This window comes from Pedobacter panaciterrae, assembly GCF_013204795.1.
Taxonomy (GTDB): Bacteria; Bacteroidota; Bacteroidia; order Sphingobacteriales; family Sphingobacteriaceae; genus Pedobacter; species Pedobacter panaciterrae.
On sequence record NZ_JABMKW010000020.1, the window covers coordinates 1,094,404 to 1,120,272 of the forward strand.

Here is a 25,869-nt window from a genome sequence, read left to right on the forward strand (position 1 = left end):
CTTAAATGAAAAACATCTCAGTAATAGGCTCAGGTACTATGGGCAATGGGATTGCGCATGTTTTTGCACAATTCGGATATCAGGTAAACCTGATTGACATTAACAAGGATGCGCTTGAAAAGGCAATCAATACAATTGGCAAAAACCTTGATCGTCAGGTTACCAAAGGCACAATAACAGAAGTACAAAAGGCCGAAACGATCAAAAACATAACCGTATTAACCGATATGCAATTGGGTGTTGCAAATGCAGATTTTATTGTTGAAGCTGCCACGGAAAACCTTGACCTAAAACTAAAAATATTTAAAGATCTGGATGCTTTTGCTAAGCCGGAGGCTATTTTAGCAAGTAACACTTCTTCTATTTCCATTACCAAAATAGCATCTGTTACCAATAGGGGCGCCAAAGTTATTGGAATGCATTTTATGAATCCTGTACCAGTGATGAAACTGGTTGAGGTGATTCGCGGTTACGCAACAAGTAATGAAACTACTGCTACAATAATGGATCTTTCCAAAAAGCTTGAAAAGGCACCTGTTGAAGTAAATGACTACCCGGGTTTTGTTGCCAATAGAATATTAATGCCCATGATAAATGAGGCTATATATACACTTTATGAAAACGTTGCAGGAGTTGAAGAGATTGATACGGTGATGAAGTTAGGAATGGCGCATCCGATGGGGCCATTGCAACTTGCCGATTTTATAGGACTGGATGTTTGCCTGGCTATATTACGCGTACTGCATGACGGATTTGGGAATCCTAAGTATGCTCCATGTCCTTTATTAATAAACATGGTTACTGCTGGTAACAAAGGGATTAAATCTGGTGAGGGCTTCTATAACTATTCTGAAGGTGTTAAAGAAGCCAAAGTTGCCGCCAAGTTTAGTATATAGTTAGTATTTAGTAGGTAGTACTTAGTATTTAGATTAAAGGAAAGCTACAGAATAGAATTTAATATATCTGATTTTAAATGTATTTTTGGATGTTTAACACCATGTCTAAGTACTAAATACTAAATACTATATTAAAAATAAATGAACGAAAATCTTGATCCTTCTTCTGAAAGCCTATCTCCTATTGAACGTGATATAGAGAAAGTGCTGCGTCCGCAAGTTTTTGAGGACTTTACAGGACAAGAGAAAATTATGGAAAACCTCAAAATCTTTGTAAAAGCTGCAAAGTTAAGAGGAGAACCATTAGACCATGTTTTATTACACGGCCCCCCGGGTTTAGGTAAAACAACACTTTCTCACATCATTGCAAATGAGATGGGTGTAGGCATTAAAATAACGTCGGGACCTGTTTTGGATAAACCTGGTGATCTGGCAGGGCTACTTACAAATCTGGATACTGGCGACATCCTATTTATTGATGAGATTCACAGATTGAGTCCACTAGTTGAAGAGTATTTATACTCTGCAATGGAAGACTATAAGATTGATATCATGCTGGAAAGCGGACCCAATGCCCGTTCAGTTCAAATCAGTCTGAATCCTTTTACCTTAGTAGGTGCAACTACCCGTTCTGGTTTGCTAACTGCACCTTTAAGGGCGAGGTTTGGAATTAATTCCAGATTGGCTTATTACGACGCAAAGTTACTTACAACCATAGTTTTAAGATCATCTGATATTCTAAAAACACCAATTACTGAGGAAGGTGCTTACGAAATAGCACGCAGAAGCCGTGGTACACCTCGTATTGCCAACGCATTATTGAGACGGACACGGGATTTTGCCCAGATTAAAGGCAACGGAAAGATCGATACTGAGATTGCTCGCTATGCACTTAATGCCCTAAATGTTGATGAGCATGGTTTGGACGAAATGGACAATAAAATTCTTACCACCATTATAGATAAATTTAAAGGTGGGCCTGTTGGCTTAAAAACGATTGCTACCGCAGTTGGGGATGATGAAGGAACCATTGAGGAAGTTTATGAACCTTTTCTGATACAAGAAGGGTTTTTAATGCGTACCTCTCGTGGCCGTGAAGCAACTGAAGCAGCATACAAGCATTTGAAAAGAAATTTTCCTGGCCAAACAGGTAAATTATTCTGATCATTATACTTCATTAGCCTTTAAAAAACAGCCAATAGATTAACAAAGCAACAACAAGAATGGGAATTATCCATTTTAATACTGGGGCAGCCCCGTTTTTATCGTATTCGTCTACAGCCTGACGTGAAGGTCCCGGATCATCCTGATGCTTTGAGTAGTTCGTCTCAATTGGCTTATGAGGTTTTAGTGGATCCTCTGAATGTTTAACATCTGCATTATCCATAATATTAAGTTTTAGTTACTTAATAAACAATTAAAGAACTTAAAGGTTTGATAAGCAAAGATTATCTTTGCATTTCATGAACAGTAATTCTGCAAAATACAGCAAAATGATTAAGGATGAAGCCATTCGCTTAGGCTTCATGCAATGCGGTATTGCCAAAGCTGAATTTCTTGAAGATGAAGCGCCAAGGCTCGAGAAATGGCTGAATAACAATTACCATGGAGAAATGGCCTACATGGAGAATCATTTTGATAAACGCCTGGACCCAAGATTATTGGTTGACGATTCAAAATCCGTAATATCGCTAACACTAAACTATTTCCCGGAAGAGCAACAGAGTGATCCTGATGCACCAAAAATATCCAAGTATGCTTATGGTACAGATTACCATCTGGTAATTAAAGACAAGCTGTTTCAATTGCTCAATTTCATTTCAGAAGAGATTGGCGAGGTTAATGGGCGCGCTTTTGTAGATTCCGCCCCTGTTCTGGATCGCGCATGGGCAAAACGTGCAGGCATTGGATGGATCGGAAAAAACAGTAACCTGATCAGTAAAAAAAGTGGTTCATTCTTCTTTCTGGCCGAACTTATTGTAGACTTAGACCTGGAATATGATAATGCTTTTGAGACCGACCATTGCGGAACATGTACCAAATGTATAGACGCCTGTCCTACCGATGCAATATTATCTCCCTTTATTATTGATGCAAAGAAGTGTATTTCTTATTTAACGATAGAGTTAAGGGATGAAATCCCTAATACTTTTAATGATAAGATGGAGAACTGGATGTTCGGATGTGATATTTGTCAGGACGTATGCCCCTGGAACAGATTTTCCGTACCTCACTCTGAGCCGAAGTTTCAGCCTAAAGAAAACCTGTTAAACATGAAACGGGAAGACTGGCTCGACATTACTGAAGATGTATTTAAAAATATATTTAAGAACTCGGCGGTTAAAAGGACTAAATTCAAAGGACTTACCAGGAATATAGATTTCATAAAAAAACTGCCTGATAATTAATTCAGGCAGTTTTTTCTATTTCCCGAACTTCATTTTTAGCTGTTCCAACATATCGTTAGTCACATCAACTGCGGGTTTTTCCTTTTTAGGCTGAGGCTTAAATGCCGGCTTTGCCTGGTTTGGGTTAGGCTTATTTGCTACATGCGGTTGTGCCTGCTTAGGAGCCTGCGACTGTTGCCCTTGTTGTTGCTGTTTCTCAAGTTTAAGCTTTTCCTTCTTTTTATTCCATCTATCCCAAATTTCACCAAGCTTTTTCTTTGTATATAAAGGAAAATCACCTTGTTTCATCCAGGCATAGTAACTAGGTTCAGTATCAAAAACCTGCTCTACAGTTTTGCCCTTGTGCTTTCCGAAATTGAAAATCTCTTCATTATCTTCATTAAAAACCATTCGGCCTGCAAAATCCACAGGTTTATTCATATTTGTAAAAGTATGAAGGGCATCAACACTGTTCTGAACCGGTTTGGATATGTTACCTTGTTTATCCTCGAATTCTGTGTCCTTATAGCGCTCAATTTGAGCCAATAAGACATGATAAGTGGCAGTGATATCTGCTTCTGCAGAATGCGCATTTACAATATCTTTATCGCAGTAGAATTTATAGGCGGCACGTAAGGTACGTTGCTCCATTTGATGGAATATATTCTGAACATCTACAAACTTCCTGTCGGACATATCAAAATCCACTCCTGCCCTTAGAAACTCTTCAAGCAATACAGGAATATCAAATCTGTTTGAGTTATATCCTGCTAAATCAGCATCTCCAATAAAATCAGAAAGTTCTTGTGCTACATCTTTAAATGTTGGCTCGTTTGCAATATCCTTATCATAAATTCCATGAATTAAAGATGATTGCAGAGGAATAGGCATTTCTGGATTAATACGTAGCGTTTTAATTACTTCCGAACCATCAGGCATGGCTTTTAGTATGGCAATTTCTACGATACGATCGGCACCAACATTAACTCCGGTAGTTTCTAAATCAAAAAAAGCAAGCGGACGATTTAAATATAATTTCATTTCTAACATTTTGTAGCTCTTCAAAAGTCGTAAAAATCATCCATTAAACCTTAACTTATTTGATAATGCATTAAATTCTGAAACAAATGGTTTTAATGTATATTTTTATTTCCTTTGCTGTATCAATACTGCTATATAATATCGCTCCATTATGAAACTTTTTTCCATTGCGCTTCTTTTATCGTTTTTTTCGATTAGTCATTCTTATGCTCAGGATTTTGAGTATGCAAGAATTACAGGAAGTGATATTGAATTAAAAAACACGCAACTAGATAGCAATGCTAATGCTATGGTTATCAGAGAATTTGGCACTACAGCCGTACAGCTGGATAATGCAACCGGTAAAACCTACATTGATTTTGAATATCATGTACGCATTAAAATATTTAATAAAGAAGGTTTTAACCATGGAAATATTGTAATTCCATTGAGGATATATCGGGATGATGAAGATGAAATTAAAGAACTAAAAGCCACTACGATAAATATTGTAAATGGTCAGCTGGTTAAAACTGAGCTGGATAAGAAACAAGTATTCAATGAGAAAAAGAACAAATACGTTTCGCTAACAAAATTTACGATGCCCAACTTAATGGATGGAAGCATTATTGAATATAGCTACCGACTGCATTCGCCTTATATCTTCAACTTTAAAACATGGGAATTTCAATCAGACATCCCAAAGTTACACAGCGAATATATAGCCAATATCCCTGCTATCTATAATTACAATGTTTCGTTAAGAGGGGCGCAGAAACTTACCAAGCAGAATGCAGAAATAAAGAAGGAATGTTTAATGATTGCAGGAAATAAGATTGACTGTTCAAAAATGACCTATATTATGAAGGACGTTCCGGCATTGATTGAAGAGGATTATATGACTGCCCCAAGTAACTTCAGATCGGCCATTTACTATGAGCTTTCTGACTATGTTATGCTTAATGGTGGCAAAAAAAGCATCACTAAGACCTGGAAAGATGTTGATTATGAATTAAATTCAGACAAATCATTTGGCACTCAAATGAAGCGAAAAGATGTTTTTAAAGAGCTGATGCCTCAAATATTGGGCAAAGCCAGCGATGATTTAAGCAAGGCAAAAGCCATTTATAATTACATTAGGAAGAATATAAAAATGAATGGTTTCATTGGTATTTACAGTGAGAATAACATTAAAACCGCTCTTGAAAAGCACTCTGGAAATACCGGAGATATAAATTTAGCATTAATTGCTGCTTTAAGCGCCGCAGATCTGGATGCTGAAGCCGTAATATTATCAACCAGGGCAAATGGGGTAGTTAACAACCTTTATCCGGTGATCAGCGATTTTAATTATGTGGTTGCAAAGGTTAATATTGGCGATAAAAGCTATTTACTGGATGCAACAGAACCCCTGTTACCATTCGGCCTGCTTCCATTACATTGTATAAATGGAAATGGCAGGGTTATTAATTTAAAGAAACCATCTTACTGGTACGATTTAAAAGCCAGTCAAAAAGAGTCTACAAAGTATGTTCTTAATGCGGAATTAACTGCAGATGGAAAACTAAAGGGCAAACTAACTACTTACTCATTAGGGTATGCTGCACTTAAAAAACGCCAGCGCATTGTAGCAGCCAACTCTGTAGATGAATATGTAGAAAAGTTAGACGAACAAATGCCCGGAATAAGCATATTAAAACATTCAATAGAAAATGTGGATAGCCTGGACAACACGCTGGTAGAAGACTATGAGATTGAAATGAAGGTCTTTGACAATTTAAATGCCGATCAATCATACTTTAATCCATTCTTTATTAATCGTATTACTAAAAACCCATTCAATTTAAATGAAAGGACTTATCCTGTTGATATGGGGGCGGCAAGCGAAGAAAGGATCACCATGATCATTAAACTTCCTGCTAATATTTCTGTAATTGATAAACCGAAAGATATGTCGATGGCGCTGACAGAAAATGGCGGGAAATATCTTGCCTCAACATCAATGCAAGACGATTCTTTTGTTTTCAATGAGATGCTTCAATTCAATAAACCTATTTACGAATCTGAGGATTACTTGTCATTGAAAGAATTTTATAGCCGTATTATACAATCGCAAAAAACTGATATTGTATTTAAAAAAACCAAGTAAATGCTGAAGAGATTATTACTTCTGATTTTTATTGCTGTTGCCTTTAAGGGATACGCTCAGGAGCAACCAGATTATAATGTAGAAAACATTCCTTCTGCATTAAAAAGTCGTGCTAATGCCGTAGTCAGAAACATGGAGACTACCGTAGATATGCGTGCTCCAGAGAATGTTATCCTTAATGTGAAAAAAGCCATTACCGTTCTGAATAAGAACGGAGACCAGGTAGCAGCTTTAGCGCTCTTTTACAACAAGGCTACCTCCATTAAAGGTGTAAAGGGAATTATTATGGATTCTTTTGGAAAACCAGCCGGAAAGTTTTCCTTAAGCAACTTTCTGGATGAAAGTGCTGTTAGTGATTTTTCTTTATTTGAAGATGCCCGGATTAAGAGGTATAATCCTAATGTTTTAACTTATCCTTACACGATATCTTACGAATATGAAATCAGGTTTAAACAAAACCTGATCATCCCTGATTGGTATGCAACACCCTATTCTGATGTTTCTGTAGAGAAAACCAGTTACACTTTCATCTCCAAGCCCGATGATAAAATCCGTATAAAAGAATACAACTACAAAGGGAATGCAGAGGTAGTAAAATCAGATAAGGTTATTAGTAGGACATGGAAGGTAACTAACCTAAGTGCGATTAAGCGTGAACCTTATGCTCCTGATCCTGACAATTATCTTACCTATGTGAAAATAGCACCCGAACAGTTTACTTATTATGGTCATAAAGGAAGCTATAGCAACTGGCAGGAGTTAGGAAAGTGGGTTTATGATGACCTCGTAAAAACAAGACAAACACTTTCGCCAGATATTATTCAGGAGATGAACAACCTGGTAAAAGGATTAGACAGTGATAAAGAGAAGGCAAAAAAGATCTATGAATACGTGCAGAAGAAAACAAGATACATTAGTGTGCAGATTGGTATAGGCGGATTCCAACCTTTTGAAGCAACAGAAGTGCACCGTGTTTCTTATGGCGATTGTAAAGCGCTGGTAAATTACACACAAAGTTTATTAAAAGCTGTAGGTATAAACAGTCTTTATTGCGTGGTATATGGCGATAGTTATAAAAAGAGTATGGATGCCGATTTTGCAAGCATGGATCAGGGAAATCATATTATTTTATGTGTACCACTTAAAAGTGATACCACCTGGTTAGAATGTACCAGTCAGGATAGTCCGTTTGGATATTTAGGAAGTTTTACCGACGACCGTGTTGTATTGGCCTGTACAGAAGAAGGTGGTAAATTACTAAAAACACCAGCCTTAACTACTGCTGCAAGCCTGCTAAAACGTAAGGCAGAGCTTAATTTAGATAAGGATGGTAATGTTAATGGCAAGTTGCACACCGACTTTAGTGGCTCCCAGTATGATAATTATCGTCGTATCATTAGTAAGCCTTCATCTGAGCAGTTAAAATTGCTAAAAGAAGAGTATGATATTGACAATATTGATTTTAACAATCTTAAACTTGCTCAAAGAAAGGATAGCAATCCTGTAACCTCAGAGTCCTTAGATCTAACTATTCAGAGGTATGCACCCCGTACAAATGACAGGATCTATATGGTACTTAATGCGTTCAACAAAACCAACTCCATTCCAGAAGTTAGAAACAGAACATTACCTGTATATGTGAACAGGGGCTTTACAGATGAAGATGAGATAATATATAACCTTCCCGAAGGATATAGTATTGAAGCTAAACCTAATGACAGGGAAATTAAATCGCCATTTGGCAGCTATGCTGTAAAGGTTACAATGGAGGGTAAAAAGCTGATATATAACAGAAAATTTGTTTTGAATAATGGGACGTACCCCGCTGACAAATACGAAAGCTTTATGCGCTTTTTTAGTGACGTAAGTAGTTCAGATAATAGTAAGGTGATTTTTAAAACGAATTAACTTAGAAATATAATTCCAAGAGCTATTCCGATAATCATGATTAGGTACATCAGAATTTCGGTTGTAGCAAAGCGTTTGTACTTATTCCAAAAGGAATCTTGTTTATGTTCTGACATAGTTTAGTTTCTAAAAGAACCTGCTTTAACCATTGTTTTTTGGTAAGCAGGAAGGGTTAAATCGTCGACCACTACCCCACGGGTTGTAGATGCATGAACAAAATAAGTGTCGTTAAGATATATTCCAACATGATCTACAGCACCACCGCCAAAAGAGAAAAAGATAAGATCTCCTTCTTTTAACTGACTAATGCTTTTTTCTTTGATTGTTTCGGCCTGATCGCGGGACCTCCGAGGTAAGCTATTCCCATAAATGTCTTTTTGCAATAAGAAAGCAAAACCTGAACAATCAATACCACGTTTATCTAATCCGCCCAAACGGTACCTTACCCCTGTCCAATCGTTAATAAAGCGATACAATTGCTTGCTTTTTAAATGAGACATAGCATAAGCAATCTTAGATGCTGAATTTGGGTTAGGTTTTACACTTGCTTTTCTTGAACCGCAGGAAGACAACACGATTAACATAAGTACAAATAGTACAGCTTTAACATTGTTTTTCTGCGTATTCAAAATCATCATAGCCTTTATTGTTTTATTATTCGTTGTATTTCATCGAGCTTTAAAAGCGCTTCAACCGGAGTAAGTATATTTACATCCAGGTTGTTAAGTGTATCTCTTATCTTCACTAAAACGGGATCATCAATAGCAAACATCTGCAACTGATAGGCCTGATTTTGAACCTTCTTAATGCTATCTTTAATGCTTTGCCCTTCGGTTCTGTCTATTTCAAGTTTTTTAAGGATCTCATTTGCCCTATTGATCAGTTTAGGAGGCATACCGGCCATTTTAGCAACATGTATACCAAAACTGTGTTCGCTTCCACCGGGCACTAGTTTACGCAGGAAGATCACCTTATTTGAGACCTCTTTAATAGATACATTAAAGTTTTTAACGCGGCTCATTGTGTTGGCAAGTTCATTTAACTCATGATAATGGGTAGCAAACAATGTTTTTGGTCGCGCCGTTGGATGCGTGTGCAGAAACTCTGCGATTGCCCATGCAATAGAAATACCATCGTAAGTACTTGTTCCCCTACCAATTTCATCTAGCAGAATAAGACTGTTATCCGATATATTGTTTAGGATACTTGCAGTTTCATTCATTTCCACCATGAATGTACTTTCGCCTGAAGAAAGATTATCGGACGCACCTACACGTGTAAATATTTTATCTATTAGCCCTATACTTGCAGCCTTTGCCGGCACAAAACAACCCATTTGGGCCATTAGAACAATGAGACCTGTTTGTCTTAATATGGCCGATTTACCCGACATATTGGGACCGGTGATGATGATGATCTGCTGAGTATCGTTGTCTAAAAATACATCATTGGTAATGTACTCCTCACCTACAGGTAGCCTTTTTTCAATTACCGGGTGCCTGCCACCTTTGATATCTAATGCTTTACCTGTAGTAATTTCGGGCTTAACATAGTGATTTTTAATAGCCAGCTGTGCAAAGCACAATAGCACATCTAATTGAGCTATCTGGAAGGCATTTAACTGAATCTGCTTAATATATGCAGCAACCTGAGACACCAATTCATTATATAAACGGATTTCTATCTGCTGAATTTTTTCTTCGGCTCCAAGTATCTGTTCTTCGTATTGCTTTAGTTCGGGTGTAATGTATCTTTCTGCATTTACAAGTGTTTGTTTCCTGATCCAGTCTGCAGGCACCTTGTCTTTATGGGTATGAGTGACTTCCAGGTAATAACCAAAAACATTGTTAAAGGCTACTTTTAATGACGGAATACCAGTGATGGCAGCTTCTCTCTTTTGTATTTCAACAAGGTAATCTTTACCGCCAAAAGCTATTTTCCTAAGCCTGTCAAGATCTTCATCGATACCCTCAGCTATTACGTTCCCTTTGATTAATACAGCAGGGGGATCTTGCTGTAATTCTCTTTCGAGTTTTTCTCTGATGGTTAAACATGGATTTAACTGATCTGCAAGAACAGATAAGAAAGGGTTTTTCACTTCTTCTGCTATCTTTTTAACAGATTCTATATGATACAGTGCTTTTTTTAGCTGACAAAGTTCCCTTGGACCTACTTTTTGCAACCCTACTTTGGAAATCAGCCTTTCTAAATCGCCTATCTGTTTAATGTGCGTCAAGAACTCTTCTAAAAGCGGTTCCTTTTTAATCAGAAACTCTACTACACCTAAACGTTCCTGTATTGGTTTTAATTCCTTTAATGGCATTATGATCCACTTGTGCAGCAAACGAGCACCCATTGGGGTTGATGTTTGATCAAGCACTTCGAAAAGTGTAATGGCATTATCGTTTGTAGAACTAACCAATTCCAGGTTTCTGATGGTAAAGCGATCTAACCATACATATTTATCTTCTTCTAAACGAGAGATCGAAGAAATGTGCTTTAAATTGCGGTGCTCAGTTTCGTTCAAATAATGAAGCACTACTCCAGCAGCTACAATACCGGTTTGCAGTTTATCAACTCCAAATCCTTTTAATGAAGCTACTTCAAAATGTTTGGTTAAAATCTCATTTGCATAATCGTTGGTAAATGCCCAGTCATCCAAATGGAAAGTATAAAACTTGTCGCCAAAATTCTCAAGGAACTCTTTTCTTTTACTTTTCTGGAAAACTACTTCATTTGGTTTAAAGCCTTGCAAAAGCTTATCTATGTATTCTGCGTCGCCCTGTGCAACCAGAAACTCACCCGTTGAGATATCAGCAAAAGAGACACCTATTGAATTCTTATCGAAATAAACCGCAGCCAGATAATTGTTAGATTTTTGGCTTAATATATTGTCATTGTACGCTACTCCTGGTGTAACCAGTTCCGTAACCCCTCTTTTAACAATTGTTTTAGTTGTTTTAGGGTCCTCAAGCTGGTCGCAAATAGCCACTCTCTGGCCTGCCCTAACTAACTTAGAAAGATAATTATCTAATGAATGATGGGGAAAACCAGCTAATTCCAAAGCACCATTTGGCCCTGTACCTCTTCTGGTAAGAACGATACCTAATATCTGAGCTGTTTTAACCGCATCCTCGCCAAATGTTTCATAGAAATCGCCAACCCTAAATAGTAATAATGCTCCGGGATACTTTGCTTTGATCGCATTGTATTGTTGCATTAACGGGGTTTCTTTAGTATTATCTTTAGCCAAAATGATTCTGTTTACAAAATCGTAAAGATACTATCTTGATGTGTAGGCTTTATGATTTGTTGAAAATTTAAAAAATGTTTATAGGTTTAAAGCCTGGCAATGTAAGAAAGGAATAAATCCAGTGCTTCTCTTTTCTTTTCGGTAAGATCAAAATCGAGTTTATGAAAAAGGTAATCATTCAAATCAAAATCATCCCGGGCAGGCAAGTCTTTTAACAGCTCTGCACGATGACCTAACCCAAAAGCCAGTGCTTTGTTAAATTCATCAATAAAAGATTGAGGAATAGTTTTGTTGGCAACCCAGGCGGCATAAACAAATGGCAGGCCTGTAAAATCCATCCATTGCTGCCCCATATCATAAGCAAAAGCATAATAAGCCTTTTTACCAAAAGTTCTGTCGCCTATTAATACTATTGCATCAGTTTTTGCATCGATATCTGTAGTAAATTCTACATCCAGTTTCCAGTAAAATTTCAACAATACTTTTGCAAGATTATTTGAGGTACGGGAATGACTATCTAATCTTACCGTTTTAATTTCTGAAACTTCAACATCGCTAAAAATAAATACAGAATTTACTGCACCAATTGATCCAATACAGTAATCTGCAACGATGTTAGCATTAGGTACATGCGGTATAGCAGCAACAGGAATTAATCCTATATCAACTTGGTTATTAATTAGCTTAGCAGCACAATCTGAGGGTATATCTAAACTTAGATCTATCTTATTTAGAATTTCCGAATGTTCAATTCCGTAAATGAAGGGCTTAGTATTTGTATAGGAAACTGCAGATATTTTAATATTACTCAAAGGAATTATTTTAAATGGTCGGTATTATTAAACTCAACGATGTCAAATTTATCGCCAGTGAGTTCAACTTTATAAAGTGTTGTATTTTGGTGCGGGAAATCTCCCATTTCGGACAAAGGTTTATTCATCAGCAAGCACAGCAATAAACGCATTGCACGACCATGCATGCAAATCAAGATCAGTTTTTCTTCTTTTTTGGATTTGATCAGGTCTACCGCTTCTTTAAGTCTGGCTAAAACCTGGTTAGGGCTTTCTCCACCTTCAAAATGTGCGTCATAATCGCCTTCGTCCCAAGCTGTAACTATAGCTTTAAACGCTGTTATTGCATTATCATCATTAGGCTTTCCTTCCCACTTGCCCCATGCAAGCTCATCTAAACCTGCAACCTGTTCCCATGGAATTCCGGCATCAATAAATCCCTGAACCGTTTGATGTGTACGCTTTAGTTTTGACGTATAAATCTTTTCAAAGGGGACATTTTTATACATTGCATAAAAAGCAGCAGCCTGACTGCGTCCGGTGTCGTTAAGATCGCTGTTTATTCCCCTGCCCTGTACAATTCCTAGTTTATTTAATTCTGTTTCACCATGCCTGATGATGTATATTTCCTTATCCATTAGTTAATTACGGGTAATTTGTAGTATTGAGGTTTCACTTCATCCTCAAAAACGAAATCAGTGTAATCGGTTACAACATTATATAAAGTATCTCTTTCAATGGGTTTACGTTTTACCTGTTTTATGAGATTTACGAGGTCTTGTGTACTCATTGCAGGAGTTTGCTCTTCGGCGCCTGCCATTGAATAGATCTTAGTGGTATCATCTAACGTACCATCTATATCGTCTACCCCAAAGTTTAATGAAAGTTGAGCAGTTTGTCTGCTGATCATTGCCCAATAGGCTTTAATATGATCAAAGTTATCCATGTAAATACGCGCAATTGCATAATTCCTCAAGTCTTCAATTACAGATACTTCCGGCACATTACTCATCTGGTTGTGCTGATTTCTGAATTTAAGCGGAATAAAAGTTTGGAAACCACCTGTCTTATCCTGCAACTGACGTAATTGCTCCATGTGATCTACACGATGTTCATATTTTTCGATATGTCCATATAACATAGTTGCGTTAGAACGCATCCCCAGCTTATGCCATTCTTCATGTATAGCCAACCATTGTTCGCCGGTACATTTATCTTTAGATATAAGGTCTCTTACCTCAGGATGAAAGATCTCTGCCCCTCCTCCTGGAATTGACTCTAATCCGGCCTCTTTCATTAATTTCATGCCAGTGGCATAGTCAATTTTAGCCTTTTTAAATATATAATGATATTCTACGGGTGTTAATGCTTTAACATGAAGTTCAGGACGGTGTTTTTTTATTGCGCTAAAAAGTGCTGAATAAAAAGCAACATCGTATTGAGGTAAAACTCCACCTACTATATGTACTTCTGTAACAGGTTCGTTGTCGTACTTTTTAACCACATCAAGCATTTCCTCCATCGTTAGGGCCCAGCCTTCTTCCTTCTGCTTAATTAAGCGAGAATATGAACAGAATTTACAGTCGTAAACACAAAGGTTAGTCGGCTCTAAATGAAAATTACGGTTAAAATAGGTTTTATCACCGTGCTTTTGCTCTCTTATGTGATTTGCTAAGGTACCCAGGTACCCAAGTTCGGCATGTTCATAAAGATAAACACCCTCGTCAAAAGTAATCCTTTCTTGATTTTGTACCTTTTGTGCAATTGCTTTAAGTGCCCCAGGCAGATCTGGATCGTTTAAAATCAGAGCTAGTTTTGAAGTAGTATCCATTTATAACGTATAATGAACAAAAGTAACATAAAATCAACAGATAACCCTTTTTTAAGGGATTTTACCTGTCAATATTATGTCAAGAGCGTTATTTCCTGATCTTCTGGTAATTAGCCGGGTTACAAAAATGGCCGCCATAAGGCAGCCATTTTGGATTATTGTTGGAAAAAGTTTAGAAATTACTCGGAGTGGTAGTATCCCACCATAAGCGTGATGCAATATCGTCTTTACCTGAGCTTAAAAAAGTCGCAGCTTCAGCAACAGCTGCAGCATTACCGGTTCTTTCTGCGGGCACAAATACGAGGCGTTTTATCCATTGATCGGCTGTTATTACACCCCAATCCGGACTACTATCATTTTTAGCTACGTGCGGAATTTTAGGATAGCCTGTCCTTCTAAAATCTACCCAGGCTTCTAAAGTATTGGTAAAAGTAGCTAAGTATTTTTGTGTGATAATTTTTTCCAGTTTCAGTTCATTAGCGTCACCAGCATTCCAGGCTATCGTAATGGTAGAAAGTGCTGTGAAATTATTTTTACTGTCTTTTGGATCAATATAGTTGATTGGTTTACTTGTTGCATCAGCCAAATAGGCATCAACACCTGCTGCTCCCCAGTCGGCAAAAGAGAGGCGTACTCCATTTTCATAGTTTGTTTTAGCATCTCCTGCATTTGCCCATCCTCTTAATGCCGCTTCGGCTTTCAAAAAAGCGATTTCCGATGCGGTAAACCCTCTTCGGTTTTGTACCGATTTGAAATCTGTACTCACTGTAGAATAGGAAACCCTATCATCTTTGGCATTGATGAAAGCGCCGCTGCGAATACCTTTAAATTTGTATGCAGGATGGTCGGTAACTAAACTGGCATCACTTACTTCAGCAAAATATTTATTCATACGTCCATCTTTTAAACCCACCATAAAAGATTCCATGGTTGCACCCATACGGGTATCGTTCCAGTCAAAAGAAATCATCGAAACAGGCATTACCTCTCCATTTAACGAAATAAGGAAATTCTCGGCATTGGTAGTGATTAACCCAACTGGGTCAGCCAGGGCTTTTTCTCCTTCTGTTTTAGCAACTATAGGGCTAACCTTAACCAAACGCATTGCTAAACGGAAACGTACCGAATTAAGTAATTTTAACCATGAAGCGATGTTGCCTTTATAGCTTGGGTCGAATTTGGTAAATCCAGTGTAAGATGTGTTGGCTTTGAAATTTGTTTCAATCTGATCTAACTGCGTAAACAGATTGTTATATAGATCAGACTCCTTGTCGTATTTGATCGAACCTAGGCCCGCAGTGCCATAATTCGAATAGATCACCGGACCATAGATAGCTGTTAGTTTCGATATGGCTAATATCCTAACCAATTTTGCCCAATCGCCGAATAATGGTAATTCTTTTTCTTCGGCAAGCTGTATTACCTGTTTTGATGGAGACATTACGCTACCATATATACGATTCCAATAGGCATCAATCCAGCGCAGGTAGTAAGTGGTATTGTTTACACCTGCAACATAAGGCGTTGGAGAGCCCATATATCCCATCCAGTTATCATAACACAGATCTTCTTCAATTTGGTGGCCCATCAGGTTAAATAACATAACCGAGAAGGAAGATCCAACCAGATTAAAGTCCTGCTCCAGCATTTTATCTGTTATTTGATTTGGGTTTGTATTTATCTCTTCGAAATTCTTGGTGCAGGAGTTGAGTACGATCAAGGCAAACACCATTAAACATATTTTTTTCATTATTTTAAGACATTAAAAGTTTAACTTAAGATTTAGCCCGTAAGAACGTGTACCAGGTACAGCAAAAATATCATTGGCCTGCATGCTATTGTTGGTACTCATCGCCTGCTCCGGATCGAAAGGTGATTTTTTATAGAAGAAAAACAGGTTGCGCCCAATTAATGAAATGGAAGCTGATTTAATAGCCGAACCTTTAATTGGCAAATTATAGGCTAAAGATACCTGGGCCAAGCGGACATTGGTGCGGGAGAATACATAAGGCTCCATAATCCCATTTCTATCACCGATTGTTGAATAGTACAACGCAGGGTCAATTGAGCTTTGAGGGGTAGTACCCATTATGGCATTAATCGGAATACTTCCTGCATCTCGTGCTTCGCCGGTCCTTTTACTTACTCCGTAAGAATCCAGAAAAGCTTCAGTTTTAGAGAAAGCAACACCGCCGAACTTAGCCGTTACCAAGGTACTTAAACTCAAGTTTTTATATGTAAATGTGTTATTCCAGCCGGTTATCAACTTTGGATTTAAATTTCCAACATATTCCTGAGTTGCAGCCTTACTTGGTTTTCCAGCATCATCTAATATAATCTGCCCTGAAGCATTTCGTGCAAATTTGAAAATGTATAAGTCGTTAAATGACCCGCCAGCTTTGATTATTGAATTAAAACCTTCACTATCGCTACCTACCTGATAACCGGGATTATCGGCAATTAATTCTACAATTTTGTTTTTGTTCTGCGATAGGTTAACGGAGGTGTTCCACCGGAAGTTTTCGTTTTTTATTGGGTCTCCACCTAACGTTAACTCAAAACCCTGGTTGGTCACCTTACCTGCATTCACATAGTAAAAGGTGTAACCGGAACCCGAAGGGGCTGGCAAAGATAAAAATTGGTTGGTACTTGTGTTTTTATAATAGGTAAAATCAAGAGTTAGTCTATCGTTTAAAAAACGGCTTTCCAGGCCAATCTCATTACTGATTATCTTTTCAGGCACCAATGTCGCAAAAGGGGTCTGTGTATTTCTGGTAATCCCTCCTATGCCGTTCGGTCCACCTGCACCACCGATAACATTACCTGGGTTTACGATATTATATGGCACCTCATTTCCTACCTGCGAGGTTGATGCCCTTAGTTTTAAGAAATTGATTTCTGTGGGCATGGTTACCATCTGGCTGATTATAGCGGACACACCTGCCGAATAATAAAAATAGGAATCGTTGCCAGTAGTTGCCAGTGTAGAAGCATAGTCATTGCGTCCTGCCAGATCTACATAGAGCATATCTTTGAACCCTAGAGAGGCATTGGCAAATAAGCCCTGTTTCTGAACTCTGCTGTAGGTCTGATTGATAACCAGATTATAAGGCAGGTTTGCGAAACTGAAAAAGTTCGGGTACTGGAGCGGTGTTGTGCCGTTGGCAAAAGTCATCCCATCATTAAACGTATAATCCTGTATACTTCCTCCCACAACGCCATTCAAGCTGAATTTACCAAAAGTGTTGTCATAGCTTAAGATGGCATCACCATATAAGGCCTTGTCATTATACTTGGTGTAATTCCATGTTCCGTTAGAACTTACGCTTACTGAGTTACCTCCTGCAGCATAACGGTAGTCTAATAATCTGTCATTATAATCAATGTTTCCACGTACATCAAATTTAAAATGTGGTAGAAATGCGTATGAAGCTTTTGCTGAAGCAATTACTCTGTTACTAGTGGAAAGTTTTGGGTCATTATATAGTTCCCAATATGGGTTGTTTTGTTTTTCTTCAGTAGAATACCAGTTTTGTTTATACAGATTTCGTTCAGTATTAAAAACTTGATAATTGGTTTTGTAATCGGCAAAATCTCTTTCACGGGCAAATAAATACAACCCCGTTAACGGATTATTGTAATAACCGGCGCCAGGACGATTTTTTGACTTTTCGTTGGAGAACCTCACATTTCCACTCAAGGTAACCTTATCATCAAATAATTTTGTTTCCTGGCTTAAAGTAACATTATGCTTATTGTAAGTGCTGGTTGGCACAATGCCCGATGCGTTATTATTTCCATAGGAAAAATAGGTCGTTGTTCTTTCATTGCCACCAGATACTGATAGTGAGTTAATGGTATTTACACCTGTCTGAAAAAAATCATCAATATAGTTACGCTGGTAGTCCCCCTTTGTTTTGGACCAACTGTAATCGCTGCCACCTATTGCACCGTAATCAAATTGAAACTCAGGTAATGTTGCCGCATTGCTAAAATTTATTGTAGAATTTAAAGCGATAGCAATTTTGCCGTCCTGACCTTTCTTGGTGTTGATTAAAATTACGCCGTTAGCTCCCTGGCTACCATATAAAATAGCACCATTGGCCCCTCTTAAAATAGTAACCGATTCAAAATCATCTTGATTTAGTGCAGAAAGACCATCGCCACCATCTGTTCCACCATAGGAACCCGGCTGCCCGCCTTTGTTATTTACTACAGGTACGCCGTCAATTACAAAAAGTGCTTCACTATTTCCTGCAATTGATTTTGAGCCCCTTAATACCGTTTTTGTTGAACCTCCAACACCAGAGTTACTGATGCCGATATCAACACCAGCAGCTTTACCACTTAAAGCCTCCATGAAATTGGGACTTCCAGCTTTTGTAAGTTCTGTGCCTGCAAGTTGCTGTGCCGCGAAGGTAAGTGCTCTTTTCTCACGTTTTACACCTAAAGCGGTAACGACTACCTCTGTTAGGCTTGCATCACCGGAAGGTTTTAACTTTATAGTTACATTGGTTAAATTGCTGATGTTTACTTCCTGGGATTCCATGCCGATATAGGAAACGACCAGTATGGTGGCATTATCAGGAACAGTTAAGGTAAACTTCCCATCAGCGCCGGTAACTGTTATCGCATTGGTACCTTTTGCGGCAACAGTTGCACCAGGAAGTGGCAATCCGGCATCGTCGACTACCAATCCGGTTACCGTTTTAGCAACCATCTCACTAACATTAATGGAGTGTTTTACCACCTTGGAGAGATTTGGAAATAGACTTTTGTTTATTACAATACCCTCAGCCTTAGCGGTATTCTGTAAGCCAAGCGCAGCAACTGCTAGGAGCACTAGCTTCCGCAAGCCTTTGGTGGTGCTAGAAAATGTGATTTCTAGGGCACTGGTTGTGGAATGAACTTTCCTCATTTTCATACATTTGTTTAGTTTAGTTTAATAATTTTTATTAATACAGTCGGTTATTTACAAATGGTTATTGTAAATGAGCTTGGTTAGCCAACGTATTTAGAGAAGGGATCTATTTCAGAAAGAAATTGCCTACAAGGAATTCATTTTTTTTGAAATTATTTTTATTCACTACATTGCATTGGAAAAAAACCAATCTATTTAGCAATTGAAAACAGTAAAGCCCGACTTATCCAGTCTGTGGATCAGAATGTCCATTGAAGACGATGTTAAATCCTTTGAGGCTTTATACTATGCGCTATTCAATAAACTTTTTAAATTTTGCTGTTACTATGTGACTCAAAAGGAGGTTGCAGAAGATATTATTTCAGAAATATTTGTAAAGTGTTGGGAGAACAGGAAAGGAAACCTGCATGTAATTAATCCGGAAACATATCTATTTGTTGCTGTTAGAAATCAATCATTAAAACATCTAAAAAAGCATTCAGGAATCCATATAACTGAATTAGAATTGTCGGGCGAGTATCCATTCTCAGACAACAACAATCCTGAGAAAGAATTAGAACGTAAAGAATTACATATTAAATTAGATAGTGCAATTGAAAAGCTTCCCTTGCAGGCAAAAATGGTTTTTAGGTTGATTAAAGAAAATGGAATGAGATATAAAGAGGTAGCTGAAATTCTAGATATATCTCCAAGAACAGTGCAGACACAACTTTTTAGGGCTATTGATAAACTAAGGATTACACTGCTTTCCTATAAAGAAGCTAAGGATCTATGTGGTAATAATGATAAACAAAATATTAGCGGAAAAATTATAAGTCTGATTTTTTTAATAAGTATAACAAACTATTTTTTAGCGCATTGTAGGCATTTTTAAGTAAAAAGAGTACTATATAATAACACAACAAAAAACACAAATGACTGATCAAAGATTTACGGAGTTATTGGGCAAAAGATTGGCCGGTGAAATTTCACCCAAAGAGCTTATTGAGCTTAAAGAACTGCTTTCAAAAAGTACCGTCCATAGGAATGAGTACGAAAATCTAACCGGTTATTTTAATGACGAAAAATCAGGCGCTAACAATATTGATGCAGTTTTTGAAAAGATTAAGCAACAAATAACTATTCCGGAGCCTAAACCTATTCAAAATATTGAAAAACCGATAAAAAGAAACTTTGTCAGTTGGTACAGGATTGCAGCTGTTATTGCATTTTGCACCTGTTCTTTTGCGGCATATCATTTCTTTATTCCAGATAATCCTGCCGGTAAAAACGATACTACTGAATGGAAAGTTTTGCAAACCCCTAGCCGGGATAAATCAAAAATTATACTTGAAGATGGTACTGAGATAAACTTAAACGCTAAAAGTCAATTAAAATATCCAGCATCCTTTAGCGGAAAAACCAGGGAAGTATATCTGAATGGTGAAGCTTTTTTTGATGTTAAGAAAGACCCTGATCATCCTTTTATTATCCATACCAAACATATGAGGATAAAGGTACTGGGAACTGCTTTTGATGTAAAAGTTTATGAGGATGATTCATTTATTGAAACAACTTTGGTAAGAGGGCTTATTCAGGTCACATTGAACAATAAACCTGCTGAAAAGATCATATTAAAACCAAACCAGAAGTTTACCATTGCTGACAAAAACAGTGTTAATTATACCATAACTCCTTTGACTTATTATAATTCAATGGATAGCAGCAACAACAACATCATGGAAACCTCCTGGTTAAACGACAGACTGGCATTCAAAAATCAAACATTCGTTTCTATTGCCCGGGATGCGGAAAGAAAATATGGCGTTGAAATCAGGTTTAATGATGAGAAAAAGAAAGATTATACTTTCACGGGAAAGTTTGAGAAAGAAAGCATAGATGAACTATTAAATGCTTTGAGCTATATAGAAGATTTCAGCTATAAAAAAGACGGGAATATTATATATATTTATTAAAATCCCTCAAACCAAATCACCACCTAGACCCGAGTACGAAGCTTATGATGAAGACGATGCGGCACGTATTGATTTTCTGCTTCCTTATGACAGCAATTAATGTCCATTCGCAAACGAAAGTGACATTAAAGCTCGAATCGGCAAGTTTTGATCAAGTTATCAATGAAATACAAAATCAGACTTTTTATCGGTTTGTATTTAGTGAACGTAAAATTCCTGATAAGAAAATTACCATCAATATAAAGAACGAGGAAACGTTCAAAGTACTTGACCAGATCCTTAGTAGCACTAATTATAACTATAAACTACTTTCCAATAACCTTATTGTTATAAAACCGAGATCAAATGAAGATCAAGGCATTGATTCCGTTAAGCTACTGGATGAAGTCATCGTAACAGCCTTAAATATTAAAAAAGAGAACAGAAAGATAGGTTATTCAGTTTCAACTATTAATGGTTCTTCATTAACAAAGGCGAGGGAATCGAACCTTGCTATGGCATTAGAGGGACTGGTAGCAGGGCTAAATGTGAGTGGTGTGAATGGAGGGCCGGGCTCGTCTGCCAGAATACTGCTAAGAGGTACCGCAAGCAAGGATGCCGGGCCGCCTCTTTTTATTATTAATGGTATACCTATAGATAATACTCAGCGTGGGAGTGCAAATGAATATGGAGGTGTAGATTATGGGGATGGAATCAGTAACATCAACCCCGATGACGTAGAGACGATTACCGTATTAAAAGGATCTTCCGCTTCTGCTTTATATGGTGCACGTGCCGCAAATGGTGTGATCATAATTACCATTAAAAGTGGAAAAAAGAAATCGGGTAATTCTGTTGAATACAATTCCAATTTCTCATTTGACAGTCCTGTAAACAATACCGATTATCAATACATATATGGTCAGGGTTTACAAAATTTAAGGCCGCAAAACATCGCAGGAGCAATTGCAACCGGTATACTTAGCTGGGGAGAAAAAATGGATGGACTGCAAAGCGTACAAATTAATGGAGAAAACCGTCCCTATGTACCGGTAAAAGACAATATAAAAACATTCTATAGAACGGCGCCGGCATTTACAAATACCATTTCCCTAAATGGCGGATCAGATAAAAGCAGCTATCACGCATCTGCCTCGGTTCTTGATTATCAATCTATTTTAAGGAATAGCGATCTGAACAGAAAAACAGCCAACCTATTTACCTCGTATGACCTGACCAGAAAACTTACACTCACGTTAAATGGCAATTACATTTACGAACGCGGAAAAAACAGATCCTACCTTAGCGATGGCCCTATCAATGCGAATTACGGCATCGCTGCCATAGCAACAAGTGCAGATCAAGCGTTGTTAGCTCCGGGATATGATGTAAATACCGGAGCCGAGACCAGGTGGAATGCGGATGAATACAAAACCAATCCATATTTCACCATCAATAAAAAAGAAGACAATTCTTCGCGTGACAGATTTATATCCTCGGCGCTTATCAAATACGATTTGAGCAACTGGGTGTTCCTACAAGGAAGATTTGGTTATGACATTAGCAATGACCATATTATCAGTATAGTACCAACAGGCACCGCTTTTTCTATAAATGGCCAGGGTGGGATAAACGCTTTAAATCAATCAAAAACATCAGAATTAAATACCGACATTCTTCTTTCGGGAAACAGAGATATTACTAAAGACCTTAACATAGACATATCTGCAGGGGCAAGCTTCCGTAATAGAAGAACAAAATCTAATGAGCTAACTGGTACTCAATTTATTATACCCTATTTGTACACGGTTGAAAATCTAGCTGCCGTTAGTAGTAAAAATGCCCTAACAAGAATTGTTACTCAGTCGGCGTATTACACGATTGACCTGGATTTCAAAAAATATCTTACCCTATCATCCACCGGCCGATACGATGTATACTCTACGCTTCCACGCAATAGCAGGGGCATTTTTGTGCCAAGCGTTTCCGGAAGTTTTATATTCTCTAACTTTTTAAAAATAAAAGGTCTGGATTTTGGTAAAATAAGAGCAAGTTTTGCCCAAACAAGCGGAGAACCAGCAGTGCCTTATACCACACAGATCTATTATTCTTCAGATAAGTCCATAAACGGTGTTCCTCTAGGAAATTTTTCCAGGGATCTGCCCAACTACAATCTGAAGCCTTTCACTTTAAATGAATTTGAAACCGGCATTAATTTAAAACTTTTCGGAAACAAATTAGACCTTGATTTCACTTATTTCCACAGGATTACCAATAAGGAAATTATTAACGCCGGGCAATCTGTAACCACAGGATTCACATCCGCTTATGTAAATTTAGGCAAAACCCGTAATACAGGTATCGAAACTTCTATACAAACCAATTTGATAACCAATAAGAATTTTAGTTGGAAGGCAGGAATCAATGCCAGTCACATAAATAACTTATTGATATCAATAGATGGTATCAGCAGCTATGCGTTTGGGGGCACCTATCGTCCATTAAACGCAAGTACAGCCCTTGTTGTTGGCAAGTCTATCACCCAGATCATGGCTTATGATTATCAGCGCGACAAGAATGGGAACATGATCATCGGTACAGATGGAATTCCGAAACGAGGGGATATGAAACCAATGGGCAGTGTTCTTCCATCTTACTACGGAGGTTTCAGTAATAACTTCCAATATAAAAGCTTCAGTTTAAGCTTTCTAATCGATTATAAATTTGGAAACAAAATCCTGTCGGCTACAGAAACCTACTCCTATGTTCTGGGCCTTAATAAGGCAACCCTTATTGGTCGTGAAACAGGTATAGTTGCCAACGGTGTGTATGAAAATGGAGAAACAAATACCATAAATGTTCCTGCCTATAACTACTACCCGGCGTTGGCTACAAACATCTCCGCACTCGCTGTTTTAAACGGCAGTTTTATAAAACTAAGACAAGTTGTGCTTGGCTACACATTCTCGTCCAAAATATTAAATAAAACGCCTTTTAAAAATGTATCAATAGATTTAATAGGAAGGAATCTATTAACTATTTTGAAGTATACTAAAAATATAGACCCCGAATCTCAGTTCTCTCCCAGCCTTGCTTATGCAGGAATAGAGGGCGCATCATTACCTGCAACAAGAACGTTTGGTATAAACCTAAATCTGAAGTTTAAATAACTGTATGCTATGAAAAAAGTAATTATTCTTCCATTGGTTTTAATAATGATCATTATGTTTAGCTGCAGTAAAGAGAAGTTGGATAAAATAAATACAGATCCGACAAAATCCAATGCTTCAAACTATGACCCTAATGGTCTACTTTCAACAGCACAATTAAAGTTCGCAAATAAAGGTTATTATCAGTTGCTTTATCAAAGCACAATGACGCAGTTACTCGCATCTACTTATTACTATTATAATAATGGGGATAAATATATAAATGTGGCGAGCTTTACCGATTATCAAGGAAGGATTTTTGAAGAGGGCTATGCAGAGGCCTCCACAATAAGAGAAATGCAGCGACTAGCAACTGAAAAAGATGCTGATAAATATTCAAATCTGATCAATATTGGTGACATCATGTTTGTACTAATTTTGCAAAGAATCACGGATACTTATGGAGATGTACCTTATAATGAAGCCGCAAAAGCCAGGCAAGGTATTAAATATCCCTTATATGATAAACAGGAGGACATCTACAATTCCATGTTATTAGACCTTGAAAAAGCCATTGACAATTTGAATCCTGATAAACCGGGGCCAACTGCAGATCTGTTTTACAATGGAGACATTAACAAATGGAAGAAGTTTGGCTATGCTTTAATGATACGGGTAGCGATGAGATTGAGCAAAGTTCGACCAGATATCGCGCGACTCTGGGTTGAAAAAGCTTCAACCCATGCTTTTTCTGACGCAAGTGACAACGCAATTCTAATGACTGATGCTACCAGCTCGGGTAGCCAAAATAGCTCTTCAGTTGCATTACGTGTGTTTTCAGATTATATTGAAGTAAAATGGAGCAAAACCTTAATTGATTATCTAAGAGATACTGGCGATCCAAGATTGGCCGTCATCGCTGAAATACCTCAGGATGGTCTTGCAAAAAATATAAATCAAACACTTTCAGGAAATACAGAGGCATCAGTTCAAATTGGACTGCCTAACGGATATGATCTGCTTGGAGGAAATACCGATATCAGCAAACATCCCTTATATCCTGGAGGAACAGGTTCAGGAGCTGATTTTGCTCCTCTAGGTAAATACTCCCGACCAAGAACTGCTGTATACCTAAAACTTGGCGGACCCATTTTTATCATAACGTATGCCGAAACACAGTTTTTACTCGCTGAGGCAAAACTGAAAGGATGGAATGTTCCCGGCACCGCGGCGGAACATTATTCAAATGGTCTGAGGGGCGCATTGCAATCAATGGAACAACAGGATCTACAGGCAAAAATAGCCCCTGAAATCATCAACGTCTACGTAAATGAGCATCCATTAACCCAATCTGACCCGGAATCAGCCCTTAATCAAATTAACACCCAGTATTGGGTGGCTACAGGCACCAATTTCAATTTTATTGAATCCTGGCTAAATTGGAAAAGATCCGGTTACCCTAAATTGATACCTGTTAACTATACTGGTAATGTAACTAATGGGACCATACCCAGAAGAATGATATACCTATCCTCTGAAGCTTTGAATAATCCTGAGAACTATAAAGCTGCAGTTGCGAGATTAAATGGTGGTGATGCACTAACATCAAGGGTATGGTGGGATAAATAAA

General features: G+C 37.8%; 18 protein-coding genes. 9 read left to right on the forward strand and 9 right to left on the reverse strand.

Going from position 1 to position 25,869, the window contains the following annotated elements:
* The first annotated feature begins 5 nt into the window (after window positions 1-5).
* Window positions 6-896, forward strand: coding sequence for a 3-hydroxybutyryl-CoA dehydrogenase (locus HQN86_RS23575; protein WP_172663309.1), 891 nt, complete (start codon window positions 6-8; stop codon window positions 894-896).
* Between the two features lie 141 nt (window positions 897-1,037).
* Window positions 1,038-2,060: a Holliday junction branch migration DNA helicase RuvB gene (gene ruvB, locus HQN86_RS23580; RefSeq protein ID WP_172663310.1), complete on the forward strand. Its 1,023-nt coding sequence runs from the start codon at window positions 1,038-1,040 to the stop codon at window positions 2,058-2,060.
* Window positions 2,061-2,073: 13 nt separating this feature from the next.
* On the opposite strand, the gene HQN86_RS23585 is transcribed toward ruvB, so the two are convergent.
* Window positions 2,074-2,283 (reverse strand): hypothetical protein, encoded by a 210-nt coding sequence (locus tag HQN86_RS23585; RefSeq protein WP_172663311.1) that lies wholly within the window; start codon window positions 2,281-2,283, stop codon window positions 2,074-2,076.
* A 76-nt stretch (window positions 2,284-2,359) separates the two neighbouring features.
* Between HQN86_RS23585 and queG the strand changes: the two genes are divergently transcribed.
* Window positions 2,360-3,304 carry a tRNA epoxyqueuosine(34) reductase QueG gene (gene queG, locus HQN86_RS23590; protein ID WP_172663312.1) on the forward strand — a complete coding sequence of 315 codons (945 nt, stop codon included), beginning with the start codon at window positions 2,360-2,362 and terminating at the stop codon, window positions 3,302-3,304.
* A 15-nt stretch (window positions 3,305-3,319) separates the two neighbouring features.
* On the opposite strand, the gene HQN86_RS23595 is transcribed toward queG, so the two are convergent.
* Complete coding sequence (locus HQN86_RS23595) at window positions 3,320-4,324, reverse strand: 3'-5' exonuclease (protein ID WP_172663313.1); 1,005 nt, start codon at window positions 4,322-4,324, stop codon at window positions 3,320-3,322.
* Between the two features lie 151 nt (window positions 4,325-4,475).
* On the opposite strand from HQN86_RS23595, the gene HQN86_RS23600 reads away from it, so the two are divergent.
* Window positions 4,476-6,452 carry a DUF3857 domain-containing protein gene (locus HQN86_RS23600; RefSeq protein ID WP_172663314.1) on the forward strand — a complete coding sequence of 659 codons (1,977 nt, stop codon included), beginning with the start codon at window positions 4,476-4,478 and terminating at the stop codon, window positions 6,450-6,452.
* Entirely contained in the window at window positions 6,453-8,360 is a 1,908-nt protein-coding gene (locus HQN86_RS23605; protein WP_172663315.1) for a DUF3857 domain-containing protein, read from the forward strand.
* 119 nt (window positions 8,361-8,479) lie between these two features.
* Here HQN86_RS23605 and HQN86_RS23610 read toward each other — a convergent pair whose 3' ends face one another.
* From HQN86_RS23610 to HQN86_RS23640, 7 genes are all read right to left on the reverse strand, one after another.
* The gene (locus tag HQN86_RS23610; protein WP_246269724.1) at window positions 8,480-8,998 is read right to left on the reverse strand and encodes a C40 family peptidase; all 519 of its coding nucleotides are present in this window, start codon (window positions 8,996-8,998) and stop codon (window positions 8,480-8,482) included.
* Window positions 8,999-9,003: 5 nt separating this feature from the next.
* Window positions 9,004-11,613 (reverse strand): DNA mismatch repair protein MutS, encoded by a 2,610-nt coding sequence (gene mutS, locus HQN86_RS23615; protein ID WP_216854494.1) that lies wholly within the window; start codon window positions 11,611-11,613, stop codon window positions 9,004-9,006.
* 86 nt (window positions 11,614-11,699) lie between these two features.
* Complete coding sequence (locus tag HQN86_RS23620) at window positions 11,700-12,425, reverse strand: menaquinone biosynthetic enzyme MqnA/MqnD family protein (protein WP_172663316.1); 726 nt, start codon at window positions 12,423-12,425, stop codon at window positions 11,700-11,702.
* 5 nt (window positions 12,426-12,430) lie between these two features.
* A complete protein-coding gene (locus HQN86_RS23625) occupies window positions 12,431-13,042 on the reverse strand; it encodes a histidine phosphatase family protein (protein ID WP_172663317.1) in 612 nt (203 codons plus the stop codon).
* Entirely contained in the window at window positions 13,042-14,235 is a 1,194-nt protein-coding gene (gene mqnE / locus HQN86_RS23630; RefSeq protein WP_172663318.1) for an aminofutalosine synthase MqnE, read from the reverse strand. Before mqnE ends, HQN86_RS23625 begins: the two co-directional genes overlap by 1 nt.
* A 172-nt stretch (window positions 14,236-14,407) precedes the next feature.
* Window positions 14,408-15,985: a SusD/RagB family nutrient-binding outer membrane lipoprotein gene (locus tag HQN86_RS23635; protein WP_172663319.1), complete on the reverse strand. Its 1,578-nt coding sequence runs from the start codon at window positions 15,983-15,985 to the stop codon at window positions 14,408-14,410.
* 12 nt (window positions 15,986-15,997) lie between these two features.
* Window positions 15,998-19,159, reverse strand: a complete 3,162-nt coding sequence (locus HQN86_RS23640) for a SusC/RagA family TonB-linked outer membrane protein (RefSeq protein ID WP_216854495.1) — start codon at window positions 19,157-19,159, stop codon at window positions 15,998-16,000.
* 199 nt (window positions 19,160-19,358) lie between these two features.
* On the opposite strand from HQN86_RS23640, the gene HQN86_RS23645 reads away from it, so the two are divergent.
* From HQN86_RS23645 to HQN86_RS23660, 4 genes are all read left to right on the forward strand, one after another.
* Window positions 19,359-20,030, forward strand: a complete 672-nt coding sequence (locus HQN86_RS23645) for an RNA polymerase sigma-70 factor (protein WP_172663320.1) — start codon at window positions 19,359-19,361, stop codon at window positions 20,028-20,030.
* Window positions 20,031-20,070: 40 nt separating this feature from the next.
* Window positions 20,071-21,111 carry a FecR family protein gene (locus tag HQN86_RS23650; RefSeq protein WP_172663321.1) on the forward strand — a complete coding sequence of 347 codons (1,041 nt, stop codon included), beginning with the start codon at window positions 20,071-20,073 and terminating at the stop codon, window positions 21,109-21,111.
* An 86-nt stretch (window positions 21,112-21,197) separates the two neighbouring features.
* Window positions 21,198-24,260, forward strand: coding sequence for a SusC/RagA family TonB-linked outer membrane protein (locus HQN86_RS23655; RefSeq protein ID WP_172663322.1), 3,063 nt, complete (start codon window positions 21,198-21,200; stop codon window positions 24,258-24,260).
* Window positions 24,261-24,269: 9 nt separating this feature from the next.
* Window positions 24,270-25,868, forward strand: a complete 1,599-nt coding sequence (locus tag HQN86_RS23660) for a SusD/RagB family nutrient-binding outer membrane lipoprotein (RefSeq protein ID WP_172663323.1) — start codon at window positions 24,270-24,272, stop codon at window positions 25,866-25,868.
* The last annotated feature ends 1 nt before the right edge of the window (window position 25,869 follow it).